The organism is Sphingobacterium sp. NPDC055346, from assembly GCF_053645235.1.
The window spans coordinates 441,127-460,898 of the sequence record NZ_JBSHMI010000003.1 but is presented as its reverse complement, the minus strand read 5'-3'; the positions used below and the strand labels follow the sequence as shown (position 1 = coordinate 460,898).

General features: G+C 35.5%; 16 protein-coding genes. 12 read left to right on the top strand and 4 right to left on the bottom strand.

Going from position 1 to position 19,772, the window contains the following annotated elements:
* The first annotated feature begins 36 nt into the window (after positions 1-36).
* The 8 genes from ACWICE_RS08935 to ACWICE_RS08900 all read left to right on the top strand — a co-directional run bounded on the left by ACWICE_RS08935 (position 37) and on the right by ACWICE_RS08900 (position 8,510).
* Positions 37-882 carry a phosphodiester glycosidase family protein gene (locus tag ACWICE_RS08935; protein ID WP_313260363.1) on the top strand — a complete coding sequence of 282 codons (846 nt, stop codon included), beginning with the start codon at positions 37-39 and terminating at the stop codon, positions 880-882.
* Between the two features lie 16 nt (positions 883-898).
* Positions 899-1,660: a glycerophosphodiester phosphodiesterase gene (locus ACWICE_RS08930; protein ID WP_454298146.1), complete on the top strand. Its 762-nt coding sequence runs from the start codon at positions 899-901 to the stop codon at positions 1,658-1,660.
* Position 1,661: 1 nt separating this feature from the next.
* The gene (locus ACWICE_RS08925) at positions 1,662-2,498 is read left to right on the top strand and encodes an endonuclease/exonuclease/phosphatase family protein (RefSeq protein WP_185217317.1); all 837 of its coding nucleotides are present in this window, start codon (positions 1,662-1,664) and stop codon (positions 2,496-2,498) included.
* Between the two features lie 194 nt (positions 2,499-2,692).
* The gene (locus ACWICE_RS08920; RefSeq protein WP_185213971.1) at positions 2,693-3,478 is read left to right on the top strand and encodes a DUF4197 domain-containing protein; all 786 of its coding nucleotides are present in this window, start codon (positions 2,693-2,695) and stop codon (positions 3,476-3,478) included.
* Positions 3,479-4,753: 1,275 nt separating this feature from the next.
* Complete coding sequence (locus tag ACWICE_RS08915; protein WP_454298145.1) at positions 4,754-5,353, top strand: hypothetical protein; 600 nt, start codon at positions 4,754-4,756, stop codon at positions 5,351-5,353.
* 312 nt (positions 5,354-5,665) lie between these two features.
* Positions 5,666-6,502 carry a DUF6929 family protein gene (locus tag ACWICE_RS08910; RefSeq protein WP_454298144.1) on the top strand — a complete coding sequence of 279 codons (837 nt, stop codon included), beginning with the start codon at positions 5,666-5,668 and terminating at the stop codon, positions 6,500-6,502.
* A gap of 145 nt (positions 6,503-6,647) precedes the next feature.
* Complete coding sequence (locus ACWICE_RS08905; RefSeq protein ID WP_454291760.1) at positions 6,648-7,367, top strand: hypothetical protein; 720 nt, start codon at positions 6,648-6,650, stop codon at positions 7,365-7,367.
* A gap of 414 nt (positions 7,368-7,781) precedes the next feature.
* Positions 7,782-8,510: a sulfite exporter TauE/SafE family protein gene (locus ACWICE_RS08900; protein WP_454298143.1), complete on the top strand. Its 729-nt coding sequence runs from the start codon at positions 7,782-7,784 to the stop codon at positions 8,508-8,510.
* A gap of 757 nt (positions 8,511-9,267) precedes the next feature.
* On the opposite strand, the gene ACWICE_RS08895 is transcribed toward ACWICE_RS08900, so the two are convergent.
* Positions 9,268-11,661: an ABC transporter permease gene (locus tag ACWICE_RS08895; RefSeq protein ID WP_454298142.1), complete on the bottom strand. Its 2,394-nt coding sequence runs from the start codon at positions 11,659-11,661 to the stop codon at positions 9,268-9,270.
* 946 nt (positions 11,662-12,607) lie between these two features.
* Between ACWICE_RS08895 and ACWICE_RS08890 the strand changes: the two genes are divergently transcribed.
* Both ACWICE_RS08890 and ACWICE_RS08885 read left to right on the top strand, forming a co-directional pair.
* Positions 12,608-13,006, top strand: a complete 399-nt coding sequence (locus ACWICE_RS08890) for a hypothetical protein (protein ID WP_454298141.1) — start codon at positions 12,608-12,610, stop codon at positions 13,004-13,006.
* Between the two features lie 56 nt (positions 13,007-13,062).
* The gene (locus ACWICE_RS08885) at positions 13,063-13,521 is read left to right on the top strand and encodes a CPBP family glutamic-type intramembrane protease (protein WP_454298140.1); all 459 of its coding nucleotides are present in this window, start codon (positions 13,063-13,065) and stop codon (positions 13,519-13,521) included.
* Between the two features lie 127 nt (positions 13,522-13,648).
* On the opposite strand, the gene ACWICE_RS08880 is transcribed toward ACWICE_RS08885, so the two are convergent.
* Positions 13,649-13,990, bottom strand: coding sequence for a winged helix-turn-helix transcriptional regulator (locus tag ACWICE_RS08880; protein ID WP_185217107.1), 342 nt, complete (start codon positions 13,988-13,990; stop codon positions 13,649-13,651).
* A 92-nt stretch (positions 13,991-14,082) separates the two neighbouring features.
* On the opposite strand from ACWICE_RS08880, the gene ACWICE_RS08875 reads away from it, so the two are divergent.
* Complete coding sequence (locus ACWICE_RS08875; RefSeq protein ID WP_454298139.1) at positions 14,083-14,721, top strand: peroxiredoxin-like family protein; 639 nt, start codon at positions 14,083-14,085, stop codon at positions 14,719-14,721.
* Positions 14,722-14,876: 155 nt separating this feature from the next.
* On the opposite strand, the gene ACWICE_RS08870 is transcribed toward ACWICE_RS08875, so the two are convergent.
* Positions 14,877-16,313 carry a TlpA family protein disulfide reductase gene (locus ACWICE_RS08870; RefSeq protein ID WP_454298138.1) on the bottom strand — a complete coding sequence of 479 codons (1,437 nt, stop codon included), beginning with the start codon at positions 16,311-16,313 and terminating at the stop codon, positions 14,877-14,879.
* A 261-nt stretch (positions 16,314-16,574) separates the two neighbouring features.
* Between ACWICE_RS08870 and ACWICE_RS08865 the strand changes: the two genes are divergently transcribed.
* Complete coding sequence (locus tag ACWICE_RS08865; RefSeq protein WP_454298137.1) at positions 16,575-18,812, top strand: S41 family peptidase; 2,238 nt, start codon at positions 16,575-16,577, stop codon at positions 18,810-18,812.
* Positions 18,813-18,820: 8 nt separating this feature from the next.
* Here ACWICE_RS08865 and ACWICE_RS08860 read toward each other — a convergent pair whose 3' ends face one another.
* Positions 18,821-19,543 carry a hypothetical protein gene (locus tag ACWICE_RS08860; protein WP_454298136.1) on the bottom strand — a complete coding sequence of 241 codons (723 nt, stop codon included), beginning with the start codon at positions 19,541-19,543 and terminating at the stop codon, positions 18,821-18,823.
* Positions 19,544-19,772 lie beyond the last annotated feature (229 nt).

The following is a 19,772-nucleotide window of genomic DNA, read 5'->3' as shown; positions in this document are numbered from 1 at the left end:
TAAATTCGGGACATGTTTCATAAAAACATGTCCCGAATGATTTTCAGACAGCTAATCCATATTACTGTATTCTACCTATTCTTACTCCCTAACCTAGTCTTCGCACAACAACAGGACTCCGTTCAGATTACCCATGCAAACTGGAACAAGACAGAAATAAAAAAGGGTGTCACTTGGTACCAGGGACATTTTGAAAACCTTTTCAATGCCGTACAAGAGATCAATTGGGTAGAAATCGATCTGCGCAAATACCACAAGAACATTCATATTGCCGCAGAACCCTCCAAATTAATTCCAACCTCCAGCTTTGCCGAACAAAATCAAGCCTTAGTAGCCATCAACGCATCCTTTTTTGATATGAAAAATGGAGGCTCTGTCGATTACCTCAAGGTCAATAACCAAATCCTTAGCGAAACGAAGGAGAAACCTAATGCTAGGGCAAATGCAGTCTTTAGCATTGCCAAAAAGAAACTGAGCATCCAAGCGAACAACCAAGAAAATACAGAAAACTCAAAAGCAGCTTCCATCATGGTTGCAGGACCTCTATTGCTACAGGATGCGCAATATGTGGAACTCGCCAATAATGCTTTCAATGACAACCGACATCCAAGAACCGCTATTGGCATCAGCACAAAACATAAATTGATCTTAATGGTTGTTGACGGTAGAAGCAATATGGCCAATGGAATGAACCTAAAGGAATTGAGCCAAGTATTGAAATGGATTGGAGCAAAAGATGCAATGAACCTAGATGGTGGCGGCAGTAGCACCCTTTACATCAAGGGAGTTGGTAATAATTCCATTGTGAATTATCCTTCGGACAACAAGAAATTTGACCATGAAGGTCAGCGTTCCGTTGCGAACATTATATATTTAAAATAAAATAGAACCAAATAAAATGAAAAAACAGGTATTTTTAGTAGCTATGACCATGATCATCCATGTAGGACTATTTGCACAGACTTCCATTATCGCTCACCGCGGTGCTTGGAAAAACAGCAAGGTTCCCCAAAATTCAATCGCATCCCTAGATGAAGCAATTTCTCAAGGAGCTTGGGGAAGCGAGTTTGATGTACACCTGACAAAAGATGATGTTTTAGTCGTAAACCATGACCATGATTTTCATGGCCTAGAAATCGAAGACCTTACATACCAAGAGTTATTGGCAAAAAAACACGATAATGGAGAGTCTATCCCAACTGTGGAAGAATATTTAAAAACTGGATTGAAACAAAAGGGAACTAAGTTGATCTACGAATTGAAAACCAGTAAGCTTGGTAAAGAAAGAACCATGAAAAACGTGGAACTTTCATTGGCCTTGGTCAAAAAACTTAAAGCCGAAAAAATGGTGGAATTCATTGCATTTGATTGGGACGCATGTCTGAAATTCAGGGAACTTGACAAAAAGATCAAGGTTCACTACTTAAATGGCGACAAATCTCCAGCAGAGGTAAAAGCAGCTAAACTAACAGGGGTAGATTACCACTTCAGCATTTTTCAAAAGAACCCGAACTTGATCAAGGAAATCAAGGCTTTGAAATTGAAAACCAATGCTTGGACCGTAAATAAAGAAGAAGACATGAAGTTCTTTATTGATCAAAAGATTGATTTTATCACGACAGACGAACCTGAACTATTAAAAACATTATTGAACAAATAAGATGAAAAAACTATTAATCAGCCTAAGCCTAGTGTTATGCATGGGACTCTCCTATGCACAGAAAATGAATGTTGCTACTTTCAATATCAGGATGAAAACCGACAGTGATGTAGGCAACTTGTGGAAAGACCGTTATTCGCACCTGACTGACCTGATCAAATTCCATGAATTTGAAATCTTCGGTGTTCAGGAAGCATTTAAAGAACAGTTGAATGATATGTCGGCTGATTTGCCTGACTTCAAATACATCGGTGTAGGTCGTGATGATGGTGCTGATAAAGGTGAACATTCCTCCATTTTCTATGATACAAAACGTTTCGAGGTGAGTAAAAGTGGAACATTCTGGTTATCCCCTACCGATACGGAAAAACCTAACAAAGGATGGGATGCTGCCTTACCTAGAATCTGTACTTGGGGTATTTTCAAGGACAAATCAAATGGCAAGAAATTCATCTTTATGAATACGCATTTTGATCACGTTGGGATTGAAGCACGTAGAGAAAGTGCTAAATTGATCCTTGCCAAAGCGAAGGAGTTTGCAAAAGACCTTCCATTGATCTTAACTGGGGATTTCAATATCGATGAGACCAATGAAGCGTATTTTACCCTTGCAAAAAGCGGTGTTGTGCAAGATGTGTACGATTTGGCTAAGATCAAATACGAACCAAATTCATCCTTCAATGCTTGGGGCAAGAACATCCAAGAGAAAGCAAGAATTGACCATATCTTTATCACAAAACCATTTAAAGTGCGTAAATATGGTATCTTGACCGATACCTATATGGGTAAATTCCCTTCAGATCACTTCCCTGTCATCGCAGAATTGAACTGGAAATAAAAAATATTGAGCAAGAAAAGGGCTCTTCACTAAACTGAGGAGCCCTTTTTGTTTTCAATTCTTCTCTTTTTAAAGGATATATGACCAAACGGCAGGCGTTACCGGATACATTTACACAATATTTCGGGCCGATACAACATATTCATCTCATAATTGTTATAACATTCTACTTATGAATTAGCTATTTTTGAATCATGAAACATTTCAAAAGCATAACCCTACTTGGCCTATTTAGTGCCAGCCTTTTTATCAGTGGCTGTGAAACCTTGAACCAAGCAGGAATTACCCTTCCACCACAAGGAACAGGTTCTACAAACCCCAACACGGGCGGTTCTGGAAGTGGCCAATCAACCGGAACGATTACCCAAGCAGAAGCCACTACAGGTATCAAACAAGCCTTGAACAATGGTCTGCAACAAAGTATACAGACACTATCTGTAAAAAATGGTTTCCTAGGGGATGCCGCAGTAAAGATCTTGATGCCGGAGGAAGCAAGGAAAGTTGAATCTGCATTGCGCGCGGTAGGGATGAATAAATTATGTGATCAGTTTATCGCCAGCATGAACCATGCAGCAGAATCAGCTGTGAAAGAAGCTTCAACGGTATTTATAAATTCTCTGTCTAAAATGACAGTCAACGATGCTTTCAATATCCTATTGAGCGGACAACAAGATGCTGCTACCAATTATTTCAAAAAAACAACTTCCTCTGAATTGACAACCAAGTTTAGCCCCATCATTCAATCTGCAATGGGTAAAAACAATGTTTCAACATACTGGAATCAATTGACCAGCGCTTACAATAACCTACCATTAGGCAACAAGATCGAAACGGACCTGACTGCCTATGTAACCCAAAGAGCTATCGATGGCCTGTTCGTCAAGGTTGCTGACCAAGAGCTAAAAATCCGTAAAAACATTGGCGGGGCCAGAAACTCTGGTATCTTGGATAAGGTATTTGGATGGGTGGATAAGCAGTAAGGGAGATATGAGATGGGAGACCCTTTTTAGTTCCATTTCGTAGCGAAGAAAAAATAAAACAGGTAGAATGAGTATTCTACCTGTTTTATTTTTTCTGTATATCTTATTAAAAACCCCCAGCGGTCAATGTCATTAAGTTAAGAAAAAAACAAAATTTAGATTCTTCGTTACTTTTGAAGCCCAAAAGTAACCAAAAGGCTGCGGCCCATTTAAGGTGGCTTTTCGCACGGGCTCCCACACATGGATAGAATGCCTAGTTGTCGGGAATATCTTTCAATAGATCATCCCTTTTAATGGGATGATCTATTGAAAGCATTCCAAGGCCAATCCCATCGCGCAAGTCAACGGCATTCTATCCATTTTTCCGCCACTGGAAATGAGCCGGTTGCTAAAGGACTTCCTGCGGAAGAATGGTTGTTTGTATAAATTGGGAACCCCTGAAAGGGGTGACATCTTTGTAGAAAATTGGATTGTTAAAAGGATAACCCACTGTGTGAGTGAAATATTTTTCTGAAAATCCCTACTGAATTCATTTCCAATTCTGAACGATTAGTGAAGAATATGTACGGTTCTCCTTCTAGGGGCTTTGTCATCTTCAATCTTCGATTGAAGAACTGTTCGTCAATTCAACAACTGCCACCGTTGAGTTTGGAGGCTCGCATTTCTCTTAGATGCTTCGGGTGAACCTCAGTACAAAAAACGTTAACTTAATGACATTGCCCTACGGGATCAGACCAAGAGAATCTCCAAGGCATTGTGCCCGCTGGGATATCCTAATATTATTTTGTCCTGCTGAGAAGTAAAAATTTGGACTTAATTTATCGAAAAGAGATGGCAGCAAGTTGGCAATGAAAATAAATTAGCTCTTTTATTTTTAAATATAGAACCCCTTTTGGGGTTCCATTATTTTAGCAGACATGGCACGTTAGCCTGTAAGTTGCGCAAAAACGATGTTCGATTAATCGAACATCGTTTTTGCATTAACCCTTTATAGTTCAAAATCATTCATGCTAAAATAATTCATCCCCGCTGGGGATTTATGGCGGATAAAAATATTCTTCTGCTAAATAAATATGGGCATCAATGGGTAGAACTGCAGTCCTAATAGACTTGTCACGCTGAGGTTCATCCGAAGCATCTCGGAGAAATCCAATCTTTAATAATCAAAAAATAAAATTTTAAGGAATATTGTGCCTTTTCCATTTTATAAAGATTAGATTAAATAGTTTCCAGTTAATTTCTCTTACATTCAAATAAAAATAAACATATTTAGAAATGGAAAATTTTAACATTGAAAGTATAACTATTTTTATTGGTATTCTTACGAATGCGTTTTTACTTTTTGGTCAATTCGTTTCCATAATTTCAATTTTCCATTCTAAACATCGAATTAAGGAACTAGATGAACAAATTGAAATAGCAATAAAAGACAACTTGCCTATTAATAAGAATTTGACTGAAATGCTTGAATCTCTCCTATTTCAAAGTAGTTTCGGTTTTTGGATTAACCATTGGAAAATCAAATTTTATACTGATTATTACAATCAAAATAAACTAACTCCAATAATGCTGAAATTATTAAATAAACGTAATTACTTATTAATTGATAGCACAAATAAGATTCTTATTACTCAAATAACAAAGACCCATAAATTAATGTACTACTTTTATCTAATTGTTGCTATTCTATTATGCTTAATTTTTATCGGTTCCATTTCTTATTCCATTTTTACACCAGCTAAACCAAATAATTTTTTAGCATTAATCTTCGTTTCTACAGGTTTCCTATCATTAATTTCGTCTGGAATTATTTTAACTCGATATATTTCGCCATATAATTGGGTAATAGATATTCAGAAAAGGGAAACCAAATAAAGTACCTAACATTTTATCATTTCTCAAATCCTGTACTCGATTGGATAAGATCTATAAACACTGAACGACATTTGGTATGTCTCCTAAAATGTTTTTCTTTAAATCCGAATAATCAAACCTCTCGGAAAGAAATCCTATTATAAGTTTTTTCTCCTTGATAATTGCTGACGGATTATTTCAAAAATATCAAATTGTCCGACCTCCCCCTCCCATTGAACATTCAATTAAGAATTGATATGAAATTTATTGCTCCTTCATGAAAATAGGATATATTAGACAAGCGATCTCTAGAAAATGTTATAGGTTAAGATTATGCATGAGTTTTATTTAAAGGAATTTTTAGATATCCCTGGAATCAGTTCAGCCTCTGGAATTGAATTTTTGGAGGGGCAAATTTATATCGTATCAGACAATAGCAATAATCTTTATGACTACCGAATAACTGAGAATCTGCTCAACAGGCACGTCCTTTTACCAAGCCCTCAGATGGAAAGGATTGCAAAACCCCAAAAACTTGATCTGGAAGCAATGGTACTTAGGGAGGACAGGATATATACTTTCGGATCTGGTTCAACTGCTGCCCGGGAACGAGGATTTTCCATTTCCAGAAACGACTGGAATAGCACTGAGCTAGACCTGAGTAACCTGTACAGCGCCATGAAAAAGTCAGCTAACATTTCCTCTTCTGATTTTAATATCGAAGGGGTAGCAATGCATGGAAATAGTTGGCTCTTCCTGAACCGTGGAAATGGCCCAGCTGGAAGGAATTTAATTTTCAAAGTCGATGGAGATGATTTAATAAATGACTTCATGATAACTTGCTTTGACATCGAATTACCACAGATCGATGGTCTGCTATTTGGGTTTTCAGGTGCTGCTGTGCTGGGTGATTCACTTTATTTCATCGCAACTGCAGAAGAGGGACTATCTACTTATGAAGACGGAGAAATCGGAGGAACAGTATTCGGAAAATTAGATTTAATCAATATGAAAATTGATCACTGTCAAAAAATCTCGAATGATCAAAAATTCGAAGGGATTACATACTATGAATTGCAGCCCCAAATGATTTCTTTCCTATTGTGTGAGGACAGCGATGGAAGTTCCGATTTAACAACGATTTTTAGACTCGATTTCACACACCCTTAAAAAAAATCCTCTCCAGATACCATTCAAACAGTAAAAGATTTGTTTGATGAAGTACTATTTTCCAATAAGTGTTGTGTGATAAAGCTAAATATAAATATTTGGCATGACTTTAGTTCCTTAAAATCAACACACTACTATATTTATTATGAAATTTTCTCTTCCAAGAACAGGTAAATTGACCTTTGGGTTAATTTTTATCTTAAGTGCCGTTTTATTTTCGGCTTGCAGCAAATCTGACAACGATGAAATTCCCATTGACAGCAATATTGAAAAAGTTTTATTAGTTCCGGAGCAGGAAGAAGGTTATGGTGGCTACTATTATGAGGTACATACACCATTTGTATTTTTCAAAAATGGTCGCTTCATACGGTCTCCATACATTCCAATAAATGAAATTAATGCGGAAAAATATATTGCTGGGCAAGGTGAAGCCGTTGGTGCTTGGACGGTTAATGGAGGAAAGGTTAATGTTACTTTTGAATCGGGTAATAAAAAAACCTATGATTGGTCGAATTATGTAGGTTATCCGCCAAATGCTGGACAGACACTTTCAGGTTCATATGAAACCATCTCTGGAGGAGGTACCATTGCTGTTGGAGGAGAGATAGGTATTATGAAATATACCAATATGAGTTTCACAAAAGATGGCTGGTACACGACCGAAAAGGTATCTTCCACTGAAAGTAGCACAAATGCTGCCTATCAAACATCCAAAACATCTGGAAGATACACGCTGAACACAGATTATTCAATTACATTGAAAGCTAACAACGGACAAGAGAAAAAGTTATTCTTTTGTTGGTATGACAGTAATAAAAATAGAGTTTTTAGACTTGCAGGACGCACATTCAGTCCAGATAATTAAAGGATAAAGCACAGATTTGATCTAATAACGGAGCAATAAACCATGGACAAAGTCCTAAGTCTCCGTATTAAAGGAAGTTTTTTGATGATTTCAAAAATCTTCCTTTTTATTTTGATGTGCTAAGATCAGTTTCAAAGCCCCTAATCTTCGCAATTTATTTAGTTGATCTAAAGAGGATAAATGATATCCCCTACCCTCTGAATTGACTTCTGAAGGTTCTTATTTTTTTGTTGATAGAGGCAATAATACATTGCTTGGAAATCCATTCAAGTCTCCTTTGATGAACCCCTAAATTGATATTCAATAATTCCACGATTTATAAGGAGAACGCCCAAATTATGACGATTATCCCTAGCCAATCCGATATTATTTTTGTAAATTAGAGTGTTGAAAAACAACTAACTACATCCTGTTTTGACAATAATTTTAATCCTTATAATTAGTTTTTTCGCTTCTTTGGTACGGTCGACTTTAGGCTTTGGTGAAGCGTTAATTGCAGTTCCGTTTTTCCTTTTATTCTTGCCCGTAGATGTTGCAGTTCCGCTCGCAGTAATGTTGTCCATTGTCATTGCGCTTGTGGTCGTGATACAAGACCATAAAAAGATCCATTTTCACAGTGCCAAATGGTTGATTTTCTATGCTATTCTTGGCCTGCCTTTGGGTATCCTTATATTGACCTATGCAAATGAAACAATCGTTAAGACAGGGCTTGGCTTACTCATTATCGTGTATTCACTTTATTCCCTCTATTTTACAAAAAATAAGGCCTTGCAGGAGGACAGTAAGTTCTGGCTTTTTGTATGCGGTTTTTTATCTGGAGTTTTTGGTGGAGCGTATGGCTTAAATGGTCCGCCACTCGTTGTTTACGGAAATTTGAGACAATGGAGCGCAAAACATTTTAGGGCCACCTTACAGGCGTATTTTTTACCGGTCAGTCTGTTAAGTGTCGTGGGTTATTATGCAAAGGGATTGATCACGACAGAGGTTAATATTTATTTTCTCTATTCGCTGATCACAACCATTCCGGCAATATTTTTAGGTAGGTACCTAAACCATAAATTAAAAGATGGTACATTCTTTAAATATGTTTATTGGGGGCTGATGATGATCAGTGTTGTTTTGATTGTCAGCACTTTATTGTAAATGGAAGAATAAAATCTATCTGAAGATGAACATTACATTCTGCCAAAGAAAAACAAAATGGTTATAAAATTTAAGATGTACTAACCCAATTGGGCAATGTCTTTAAGTTAAGGGAAAACATATAAGAACTATCCCAAGGAGCAAGAACTGCAATTTGTATCCTTCTGATCCTGAACAAATCGCCAAGAAGCTTTTGTTTTATCGCCCTAACCCCTTGTCATCCTTAACCGAAGGTTAAGGAACTGTTCGCCATTGCAAGCCTTAAACCCATGACGACTGTAAGCTTTTATTATTAAAACATCGGAAGCATCTACGAGAACAGCGAACATATAATATTTTAGAACTTCATTTTTCAAATCGTCAAGAATCTTTTGTTTTATCGCCCTAACCCCTTGTCATCCTTAACCGAAGGTTAAGGAACTGTTCGCCATTGCAAGCCTTAAACCAATCACGACTGTAAGCTTTTATTATTAAAACAACGGAAGCATCTACGAGAACAGCGAACATATAATATTTTAGAATTTCATTTTTTTTATTGGCGTACAGTTCCGCAATCTGCGATTGCGGATGACACGGGAAAATATTAGAGAAGCGTACAGATTCTTCAACAATAAAGATTAAGAACCTATAAATCAGTACAAGATATGACATTTTTGATCTTGAACTTTTGCATTATTGGCTACTTTAGATAAACCTCAGTATTACACAAAAAGTCTTAACTTCATTCCATAAATAAATCCCAACTATAAAACCAAACCTATTCATCCCTTAGACTTTCTACTGGATTAGCTCTTGCCGCTTTAATTGAAAGAAAAGCCATTGTTAGAAAAGCAATTAACAAAGTTGCTAAGGCCGGAATAAAAAACATCCATATTTTTAACGGGACCTTATAACTGAAATCCGACAACCAATGATTGATAGCCCACCATGCTATGGGTGTTGCAATTAAGATGGAAATCAAAATTAATATTACATAATCTACTGAGAGTAGTTTGACTATTCCACTGACCGTACTTCCCAAAACTTTTCTTATCCCAATTTCTTTAGTCCTTTGGAAAGTCGAAATGGTTATCAATCCAATTAAACCTAAACAGCTTAAAAATATGGTGATTACGGCTGATGAATTAATGATTTTTGAAAATTTCCTCTCGTTTTCATACAAGTTTTTCATCTTATCATCATAGAACTGAAGATTAAATGAGCCGTCTTTATAAAATGCTTTCCATTCTTTTTCTATAGTTGATAAAGCTTCATTCCAGTCATTGGTATTTTGAGAAAGTTTAATGTTCATATATCCAAGTGAAAGTGGCCAGTTGGTTGCAATAAACGAAATTGGCCTAATTTCTGAATGTAATGTTTGACTATTGAAATCGTCATATACTCCAACAATTTCTCTTGTTTTGCTTTCATTTGTTTGAATCCTTTTACCTATCGCTGAACTCGGTTTTTCAAAACCTAGCATTTCTGCAGTTCTTTTAGTAATGGCTATATTGCTAATGGAATCCTTAACTGTTAGATCTCTTCCAGCAAGAAGTTTAAGATTAAAAAGCCTTCCGTATCTTTCATTTACCCCTTTATTGGAAGTCTGGATATTTTGGCCCTCAAAACTTTCTATAAATAGTGAACTGACTCCATTTTCTAATGGTAAACGACCTAAAGCAACATCTTGTATTTTGGGATTTGATTTTAAGATATCCACAAGTACATTTGGATCCTTACTTAATCCAGAACGAATTGTTTTTGGAAGCTGAATGTTTACGATAGCATTGTGCTCAAACCCCAAATCTTTATTCATCATAAATTTTAACTGTAACCCAATCAGTAAAGAAGTAACAACAAAAAATTGAGCCACGACAAACTGTAGAACGATTAATACTTTTTTAATAGATAGATTACCAAATTTAATGTGGGTTAGGGATTTATGTTTCAGGACTTCCACGACCTGAACTTTATTCGCTAAATAAATCGGATAGATGCTTGTACAAGCTACCAGTACAATCAATAAAATTGTTAGGAATAAAGCAACTTCTTTAATATCATTTACAAAATGAAAGTTTTCCGGTACATATTCTTGAATTTGAGAAAAGATTAAATCCTTTAAAAAGAATGCTAAGAAGAAAGATATCAGACATATAATAATGGTCTCTAAAACAAAAGTCAATGCTAGATGTTTTGGACGTTCGCCCATCGTTTTACGAATGCCAATATCCTTTGCTCTTTCCGGAATCTGGGAGGTAGAAATATTAATAAAATTGATGACAGATAAACCCAATAGAAAAACTGCAATTCCGATGATTCCATAGAGCGTTTTTTTATCAACCGAATTATCCATAAAAGAACTGAAGTGAAGCTCTGATAATGGTACAAAAACAAACTTCATTTTTCCAGATATCTTTCCATTTGAAAGTTCTGATTCAAGTCTATCGTTGATAATCTTTAAAAGGTTTGTTTTGTTTATTTCAGAGCTCACTTTAATAAACAATTGGTTTTGGGAAGAACCTCCCAAAAAACCTGTTCTACTCCAATCATTTTTATCTATGGCAATAAATTCTTTTCCTGAAAAATTACTCGCTGAATTGAGATCTTCTACAATTCCGGTGACCGTGTATTGTGTAGTATCATAAACGACAGTTTTCCCTATGACCTCTTCAGGATTCAATTCGGGAAAGTAAAATTTTGACCTTGACGAGGTTAAAATTACTTCGAATGGACTGCTGAAGATTTTTTGTTTACTGCCCGAAAGCCATTTATAGTTTACTAGATCAAAATAATTTCTGTTAACTGCTTCTAAATAATCAGGAGAGTTATGAATGGAGAACTCATCTTCTTCATGATCAATGATTACTTCCTTAACGTATTTACCATAGATTGGAACGGACAATTCGCTATTAGAAACATAATCTTCAATAAACGGGGCAAGACCCAAAGGTGCATAATTTGAAAATGATTCGTTCCCATCAATAGTTTCTTGTAAAATTACCTTATATACAGCCTCCCTTTCCGATAGATTCCTATCAAAACTGAATTCATAATTTACAAATCTGAAAATAACCCAGCAAACGGAAATTCCAATTGCCAACCCAACTATATTTAGGCTAGTAAAAAATTTGTTTCGCCACAGATGTCGAATAATTTGATTAAGCTTTTTCATATTTTGCGTTTATTTCAGTTTTTATATCATTTGGCAATCTATGCCTAGCATTAGCTCTATTATCTCATAAGAGTGTTTCGAATCTTAAAACATCCTTTCTACAATTTTTAGATTAGCAGGTTATAAGATTCTTTCTATGGATTAATAATATTTAAAAGCTATTAATATTTTTACCAACAATCAGTCTGCCATTCCAACACATTACTGATTATCAATTAAATAGACAATTCCTTTATTTCAATATTGTTCACTATCGGACAAGGTTCTGTCCAGTATTGAACGCTAAACAGCAAAACTAGAGAAGATGTTCTAGTTTATTCTATAGTCTTAATAGACATGCCTAAAGGAACCATTTATCGGACAATGAGTAGCTAGCAATTGGACTTTTAAGAACATTGTAGAACTACCCCAAGGAGCAAGAACTGCAATTTGTATCCTTTTGATCCTGAACAATTCGTCAAGAATTTGTTGTTTTTTTCGCCCTACCCCCTTGTCATCCTTAACCGAAGGTTAAGGAACTGTTCGCCATTGCAAGCCTTAAACCCATCGAGACAATAAGCCCGAATTATTAAAACAATGGAAGCATCTACGAGAACAGCCAAAATTTAATATTTTAGAACTTCATTTTTTGTATTGGCGTACAGTTCCGCAATCTTCGATTGCGGATGACACGGGAAAATATTAAAGAACCGTACAGATTCTTAACTAATCGTGCAGAATCAAAAGAATTAAAAGCAGAATTCTTAGCAAATGCTCATCGAATTCTGAATGGATACTGAGCCCTTCAGGTTCCATTATTTTAGGATTTCTTCATTTAAGAAACACGGGATCTGAGCATGTTCCTTTGAAGTTTTTCATTATCTTTAAAATTAAGTAAGCGTATCACTCAAACTGAACAGAGCGTCTATTTGATGAGAATTTACTAAACGAATAGAAATTATATTACATGAGAATACTCTTAACTTTATTGGTTTTCCTAGTTTTTGGCAAGGCTTCATTTGGACAGAACAGCCTAAGCATAGATAGAGTGTCTACTCCTTCCTTATTGATGGAAGATGGAAATAGCAATAAGGGAATGGACTTACAAAAGTTTGTAGAATCGATTTATATTAATGCCAGCCTTTTGTATAACAATTCATTGCCTAGCCTTAAATCTGGAGAATATTATGTAATAATCGACAAGGGGTATACGACACAGACTGTACGATCAATGACATCTGATCTAAAAGGTTTATCGGTAGAAAATTTAGAGGAATTCTCCTATAAAAAATCATTGGTCTCAGACGTACTTCATGGTTCTTTTGGGAGATTATTCGGAATGGTAACCATAAAACTGAAAGAATAAAAAATTACTAAAAAAGTATTGTTTTTATATTTTTATACTTTGGAGAATAATAATCAATGTTCAATTTAAAACCAATCCCAAGTCCGCAAAACTTAAAATACTTTTTCTGGTTTTTAATTTTAAAACTCATTATCGGAGCTATTACAAGTGGAATCGCTTATCTAATCGATCCATCATCACTTCATAATCCAGCAGATGATTATGGAATATTATTTAGAGCATCTCTATTATTAATATTTGCTCCAATATTTGAAACATTGATCAATCAGTTTCTTGTCATCGAAATATTAAGAAAGATAAAGATCCCCCCTGGTCTAATCATCTCTTTTTCTGCAATCCTTTTTGGACTATTTCACCATTACCACATTTTTTATATGATTGCCACTACGATCAGTGGTATTATTTATGCCTTATATTATTTAAAATTAAGGCCTCAAGGGATATTTAACGCTATTTTAGGAGTAGCCGGATTACACTTCTTTTCAAACCTTGTCGCATTGCTAAGCGACCTATAAAGATTTTCTTTTGGGTATATTTATCGCAGATAAAATCCATTTAACTCTCGACATATCCATTACCTTAGCCATGAAATTAGCGATAATCGGCAGCCACAATGTTGGCAAAACTATCTAAACCAAGTAGTTAGTTCTTATTTGTTTGTTCTACCAAGACCTTTCCCCAATCATTCAATTTCCACAACACCTCCACTAATTTTTCTCCGAGTTCTGTAAGAGAATATTCGACACGGGGTGGTAGTTCATTATAGATTTTCTTGGTTAAGATCCCATCTTGTTCCAGCTCTTTTAAATGTTGGTTTAGAACCCTTCTATCCACTTTTGCGATTCCCCGTAGCATTTCACTGGGTCGCTTTTCGCCCTCGTTTATACGCCATACGATTGGAACTTTCCATTTAGCACTGATTGCATTTACAGCAAATTCCAATGGACACACTTTTTCTTCGATCGTCCGACCCTTTGTTTTCATAAAATTGACTTTTTTATCCCATAGGGATAATAATATGCGGTATTGCAGATCTAATATTAGTTTTAAATCTTTGCTAAAACAGATATCAAGATATGAAAAATTTAGAGCATCAGATTAGCGAATTAAATGAAAATTTAGCAAAACAACTCCCCTCCGAAGTTTTAGAGGTATTCGGTAAATCTATCCAAGACCTGAAAGCTAAAAATTTGGAAGATGGAAGTATCAAAGTAGGCGATCGGTTTCCTGATTTTTCTCTACCGAATACAAATAAAAAGATTGTGGTGCTAAAAGAACTTTTACAAAAAGGAAAGGTGATCATAGCTTTTTTCCGTGGCAATTGGTGCCCTTACTGCAATCTTGAATTGAAAGCATTTCAGGATGATTTGAAAAAGATTGAAGACAAAAATGTTACGCTCATTGCTATTTCACCTCAATCTTCCAATCATAGTGAAGAACTCAAAAACAATCATAATTTAGGTTTTGAGTTATTGACCGACAAAAACAATGCTTTGGCTAAACAACTTGGTATCGCCTTCGAACTTCAAAATTACGCCATCTCGACTTATAGCAGCTTAGGGATAGAGTTGTCAGAATACAATAACAACGATACAAATGAACTACCTGTGCCAGCGGTTTTTGTGATAGACAAAAATGGGAGCATAACTTATAAGTTTATTGATAGCAACTATATGAACCGCATAAATATAGAAGAACTGATGAGGAAAATATGACCGAAGTGAAAAGAAAGAGTGCAAGTAGAACAAAAGATATTTCAACTGAAATACTAACCCAGCCTATTAGAGGGAAAATTGAAACCGCTAACCTTATAAAATAATTAGCAATCGACCAACTCCTTATTATTGAGATAGTTGGGTCAAATTGCAGCTTATAAGGCTGAGTTGATCCAACTATCAATGTTCTTGTAAAGGTCTTGAGGGAGTGTTTCAGAATGCTTTATTTCACCGTTCTTATCGATCAACATATAATGAGGAATTGCATCGATGTTATTTCTATCGTTAATTAATTTTTGCTGGGCTTTTGTAATATAGAAATGCTCACCTGTTAGTTTTTCCGTAAAGTTATGCCATAGATTAAGGTCAGACGTTTCATCGGTGAGATACAAGAAAACAACATCTTTATTGTTTTTATATTTATCCTTGAGTGGTTTTATGGTTTCAAAAGCTGATATGCAAGGACCACACCATGTAGCCCAAAAATCAACTAATACTAACTTTCCCTTATATTTAGCGATGATATCTTGGAATACATCTTCTTTTTCAGGGAATGGCAAGTAGTGTATATTGGAAGCAAGAGCTTGGGATGTATTGAGTTCATTTTGGCGGAGCAGGCTGGTCTTGTAAATATTATTATTAAAATAATTTAGGATGTCATCTTGCTGGGCAGTTGTTAAACTAGTGCCTGAGGCCAGCTTTTCTAAATAGGCAATTGCAATCAGATGTTCATAGAATTCCCTTTCATCTGAACCCAAGTTACTTTTAAATATGCGCTTTAGATAGTCTTGATATTTAATTGGACCTACTTTCAATAAATCAGGGAGATCAAGGATAGAATCACGCAAGACCTCTTTATATACGAAATTTGACATTGGGAGATCCATGTCCAATAATGCTGATTTATCTTGGAAAACTGCTTGATAAAATTCAAATCTCCTCTCCAGATTAGTGTCTATCAACAGTTCCTTTTTTGTACTTAATGCATATAATATTTCGGTAATTTCGATTACATCAGAACCTATTTCTCGAATGCTGGTGTTTTCCGTCGAGGAATTTAAATGGGCCTTCTTCTTTATGGTTCTTTCCTTTACGTAATCCATCAATTCATTCACATTTCTTACATCAAACGTTTTCCGTGTCCAGGTATCAACGTCATTTTGAATAAAAAAATAGTTCTTGAATAAATCCGCATACTGATCGGAGTTCTGAAACAATGTTTTATAGCCTCCTGAATAATTAATCACGAAATTATCTTCCTTATCAAAGACAAATTCTATGGTATCGTTTCTATTAGATTCAATAAAGGTTGAATAATATTTATTGTTTAAGATGAAATAATAACTGGTCAGGTAGGGATTGAAGAATTTGGCAAAATAAGTTGAATCATTGAGTTTCTCAAGCTTCAAAAGACGCTCCCCAGTGAGGGCATCTCCTTTACCAAAGGATTGTAGGTCGAAATCTTTCGGATAATTCCCCTTTAATTGAAATTGAACGCTGCTGTAACCAGATTGATCCTTTTTTTGAGCAATAGCTTGAATTGATGGCAGGACGAATAAACAAATAATTAAAGCAAGGAAAGTAGTTCGCATAGAAGAAAATTTAGTGGTTTTACAAAAGCTTAATTACCTTAATTTAGCGATTTATAATGAAAAGTTTAGGTAATAATCTAAAGAATCCACATCAAACAACATCTACGGGGAGCTTATAATGGTTGTTGAAAATTATTTCTGTATTAATTAGTGAATAGTTATCTCGGATATTATTACTTCACATATTATTTAGTTATTTTTAATTTATTAGCACATAGATTAATTTACTAACTATTGACCAATCATTTATAGAAGCTGATTATGAAAAAACACCTCCTCAATTTTCTAATTATCCTGTTAATTCCAATCTATGGATGTTCTCAAAATCTAAACAGATCAAATGATCAGCATTTAAACCTTGACTTTGAAAAATTCAATAAAGGATATCCTACCGATTGGATAGATTTCGGAGAAGGTGATTATAAAATCTATATCGATTCCAATCAGGCTAAAAATGGAAAATTTGCTGCCGTAATCGAGAGTACTGAAGGCAAACATGTGTATAAAGCTCTGGCTTTTACCCTTCCCTATAACTATCAGGGCAAAACCATTCGCCTGACCGGCAGTATCAAAACCGAAGGCGTTACGGATGGATATGCAGGCCTCTGGATGCGAATAGATCCTCAGCTTGCTTTTGACAACATGGACAAACGAGGGGTAAAAGGCAATTCAGATTGGAAAGAATATGAAATAACTTTAAAATTAAATCCTGCGAAAACGGAAAGAATCCTAATTGGAGGATTACTTACTGGGAAAGGAAAAATGTGGTTAGATAATTTACAGGTTTCAATCGATGGAAAAATAATTGGGAAAGATGAAATCGAAATATATAAACGTGATTTACTTCCAGCTGATAAGGATAATGAATTTGACAAGGGCTCAAATATTACTTTCCCTACTTTGACCAATGAATCCATCAACAACCTGGAATTGCTTGGTAGAATTTGGGGATTCATGAAATACCATCACCCAGAAGTTGCAAAAGGAAAGTATAATTGGGATTATGAATTGTTCAGGATCTTACCTCCATATGTAAATGCAAAAAATAACCAGGAACGCGATAAGGTTATTACAACATGGATTGAAAAATATGGGAAAATAGCAGCTTGCGCGACCTGTAAACCTAGCCTAGAAAATGCTGTTTTAAAGCCTAACCTATCTTGGATTGAGAAATCAAACCTATCAAATGAAATTAAAGTCTTGCTGAATGAGATCTACAACAACAGGAATCAAGGTGAAAACTATTATATTAAACTCCATCAATTCGTTAACAATCCTGATTTCACTAACGAGAAACCATACAGCAATATGCCCTATCCTGATGCTGGATTTAGATTATTGGCTCTTTACAAGTATTGGAATATGATAAACTATTTTAATCCCTACAAACACCTGACTGATAAAGATTGGAACACGGTATTGAAGGAATATATCCCAGGATTCCTAAATGCTAAAAATGAGTTGGAATATGAGCTGCTGGCCTTGCAAATCATTGCTGACGTCAAAGATACACATGCCAATTTAAGGGAAGGCGGAGATAAGATACAGGAATTAAGGGGCAAGAACTTTGCTCCTTTCAAAGCGGAATTCATCGAGGACAAATATGTTGTGACGGATTATTATAATCCTGAATACGTAGATCAAGCTAAGTTAAAGGTCGGCGATATCATAACCCATATCAACGGAAAGGATATCGGGTCTATAGTGGACAGTTTAGCACGGTATTATCCTTCTTCCAATCATTCCGTTATGCTAAGAGATATTTCTGCAGACCTGCTAAGATCAACAAACAGTTCCTTGCATATTAAGTATGTGACAGATGGCAAAAGCCTTCAGCATGAACTCCCATTATTTGATAGAGCAAAACTAAAGATGTATGGCATGTACAGGATCAATCAGGATGAAAAAGCATATAAGATCTTAGATGGAAATATTGGTTATATCACCTTAGCAAATATCAAAAATGAAGACTTCCATATGATCAAAAAAACTTTTAAGGATACAAAGGGTATTATCATTGATATCAGGAACTATCCTTCCAGTTTTGCTCCATATGCATTGGGACCGTTTTTTCTGTCAAAACCTACAGCATTTACAAAATTTACCTTTGCAAACCCGAAAAACCCTGGAGAATTTACTTTCACCAATCCTGTGACCATCAATCACGATCCGTTATATTACAAAGGGAAATTGATCATTTTGGTCAATGAAATATCCCAAAGCCAAGCTGAATTTACGGCAATGGCCTTCAGAGCGGTGAGCAATTCAAAGATTGTTGGGAGTACCACAGCTGGAGCTGATGGAAATGTTTCAGTAATCTTATTGCCTGGTGGATTGAGGACCTCGATTTCTGGGATTGGGGTTTATTACCCTGATGGAACTGAAACCCAAAGGGTGGGCATTATTCCAGATATAATCGTAAAACCTACCATTAAAGGAATCAAAGAAGGTAAAGATGAAGTTTTAGATAAAGCCCTTGAGCTGATAAATATGAATTAAGAACCTATTTATTTCGTAGTAATGATTGCTACTCCATTTTTAGCTCTTACGCCATAAAGTGAGTCTGCCTTTTGCTGATTTAGGATTTCGAAAGATTTAATCCTTTTCGGATTGCTTCTTTCAAAACGGGTGTAATCCTCTTCTTTTCCATTTACGAATAGCAATGGAACACCTATCCGCTTTATTTCTCCGTTCTTTTTCTCCCAAGCATCCCAACCGCTAGGACCTATCCTCAGTTGGTATCTAAGGCGCGTCTTCAATTGGTATTCAGCATCTGCTAAGGTCATGAGTAATCGTTCTTGAGCACTCCTTCGATCTATCACGGTTTCAATCTCTTCTAGATACTTATGGAAGCTTTCTAATTCTGCCGCAGACATCCCAGGTTCGTAACTGGAGATCTTATGGCTTCGACCAGCAGTTCTATACGTGATTTCAAAAGGGAAATAACCGGTTTTTTGCTTGTTATTTGATTGAATGCTTAGAAGTTTGGTCTTATCAACTAACCTGAGAAACTTTGTTTTCTCTTTATCTGATAAAGGTAATTTATGATAGGTACCACTTGTACTATCCATCCTACCTAGATTAGGACGAATTTGCTGCCATAGAAAAAGTGAGTCATTGGAATACTCCAATTCAGCGATCCTTAGATACGTTAATTCGGATGATTTTATTTGGCCTTGACTAATATAAGGGAATAAAAATAGGATAAATATGGATAGTAATATTTTCATAATATCGGGCTTAAAGAAGGATTGGTTATCTGTATTTCACCAAGACTAATATCATGGATAGCGTAAATTTATTAAATATTTCTCAACAATATATCTAGTAACCAGAAACAAAAGAATAAACTTTGAAAATCCAGAAAAGATCAAAGATTTTGGTTTCCAAATCAACTTAGAAAACACAACATAATTTTCCTATGTGCAAAAACACAGATGGAAGCATCATAAAATTGGA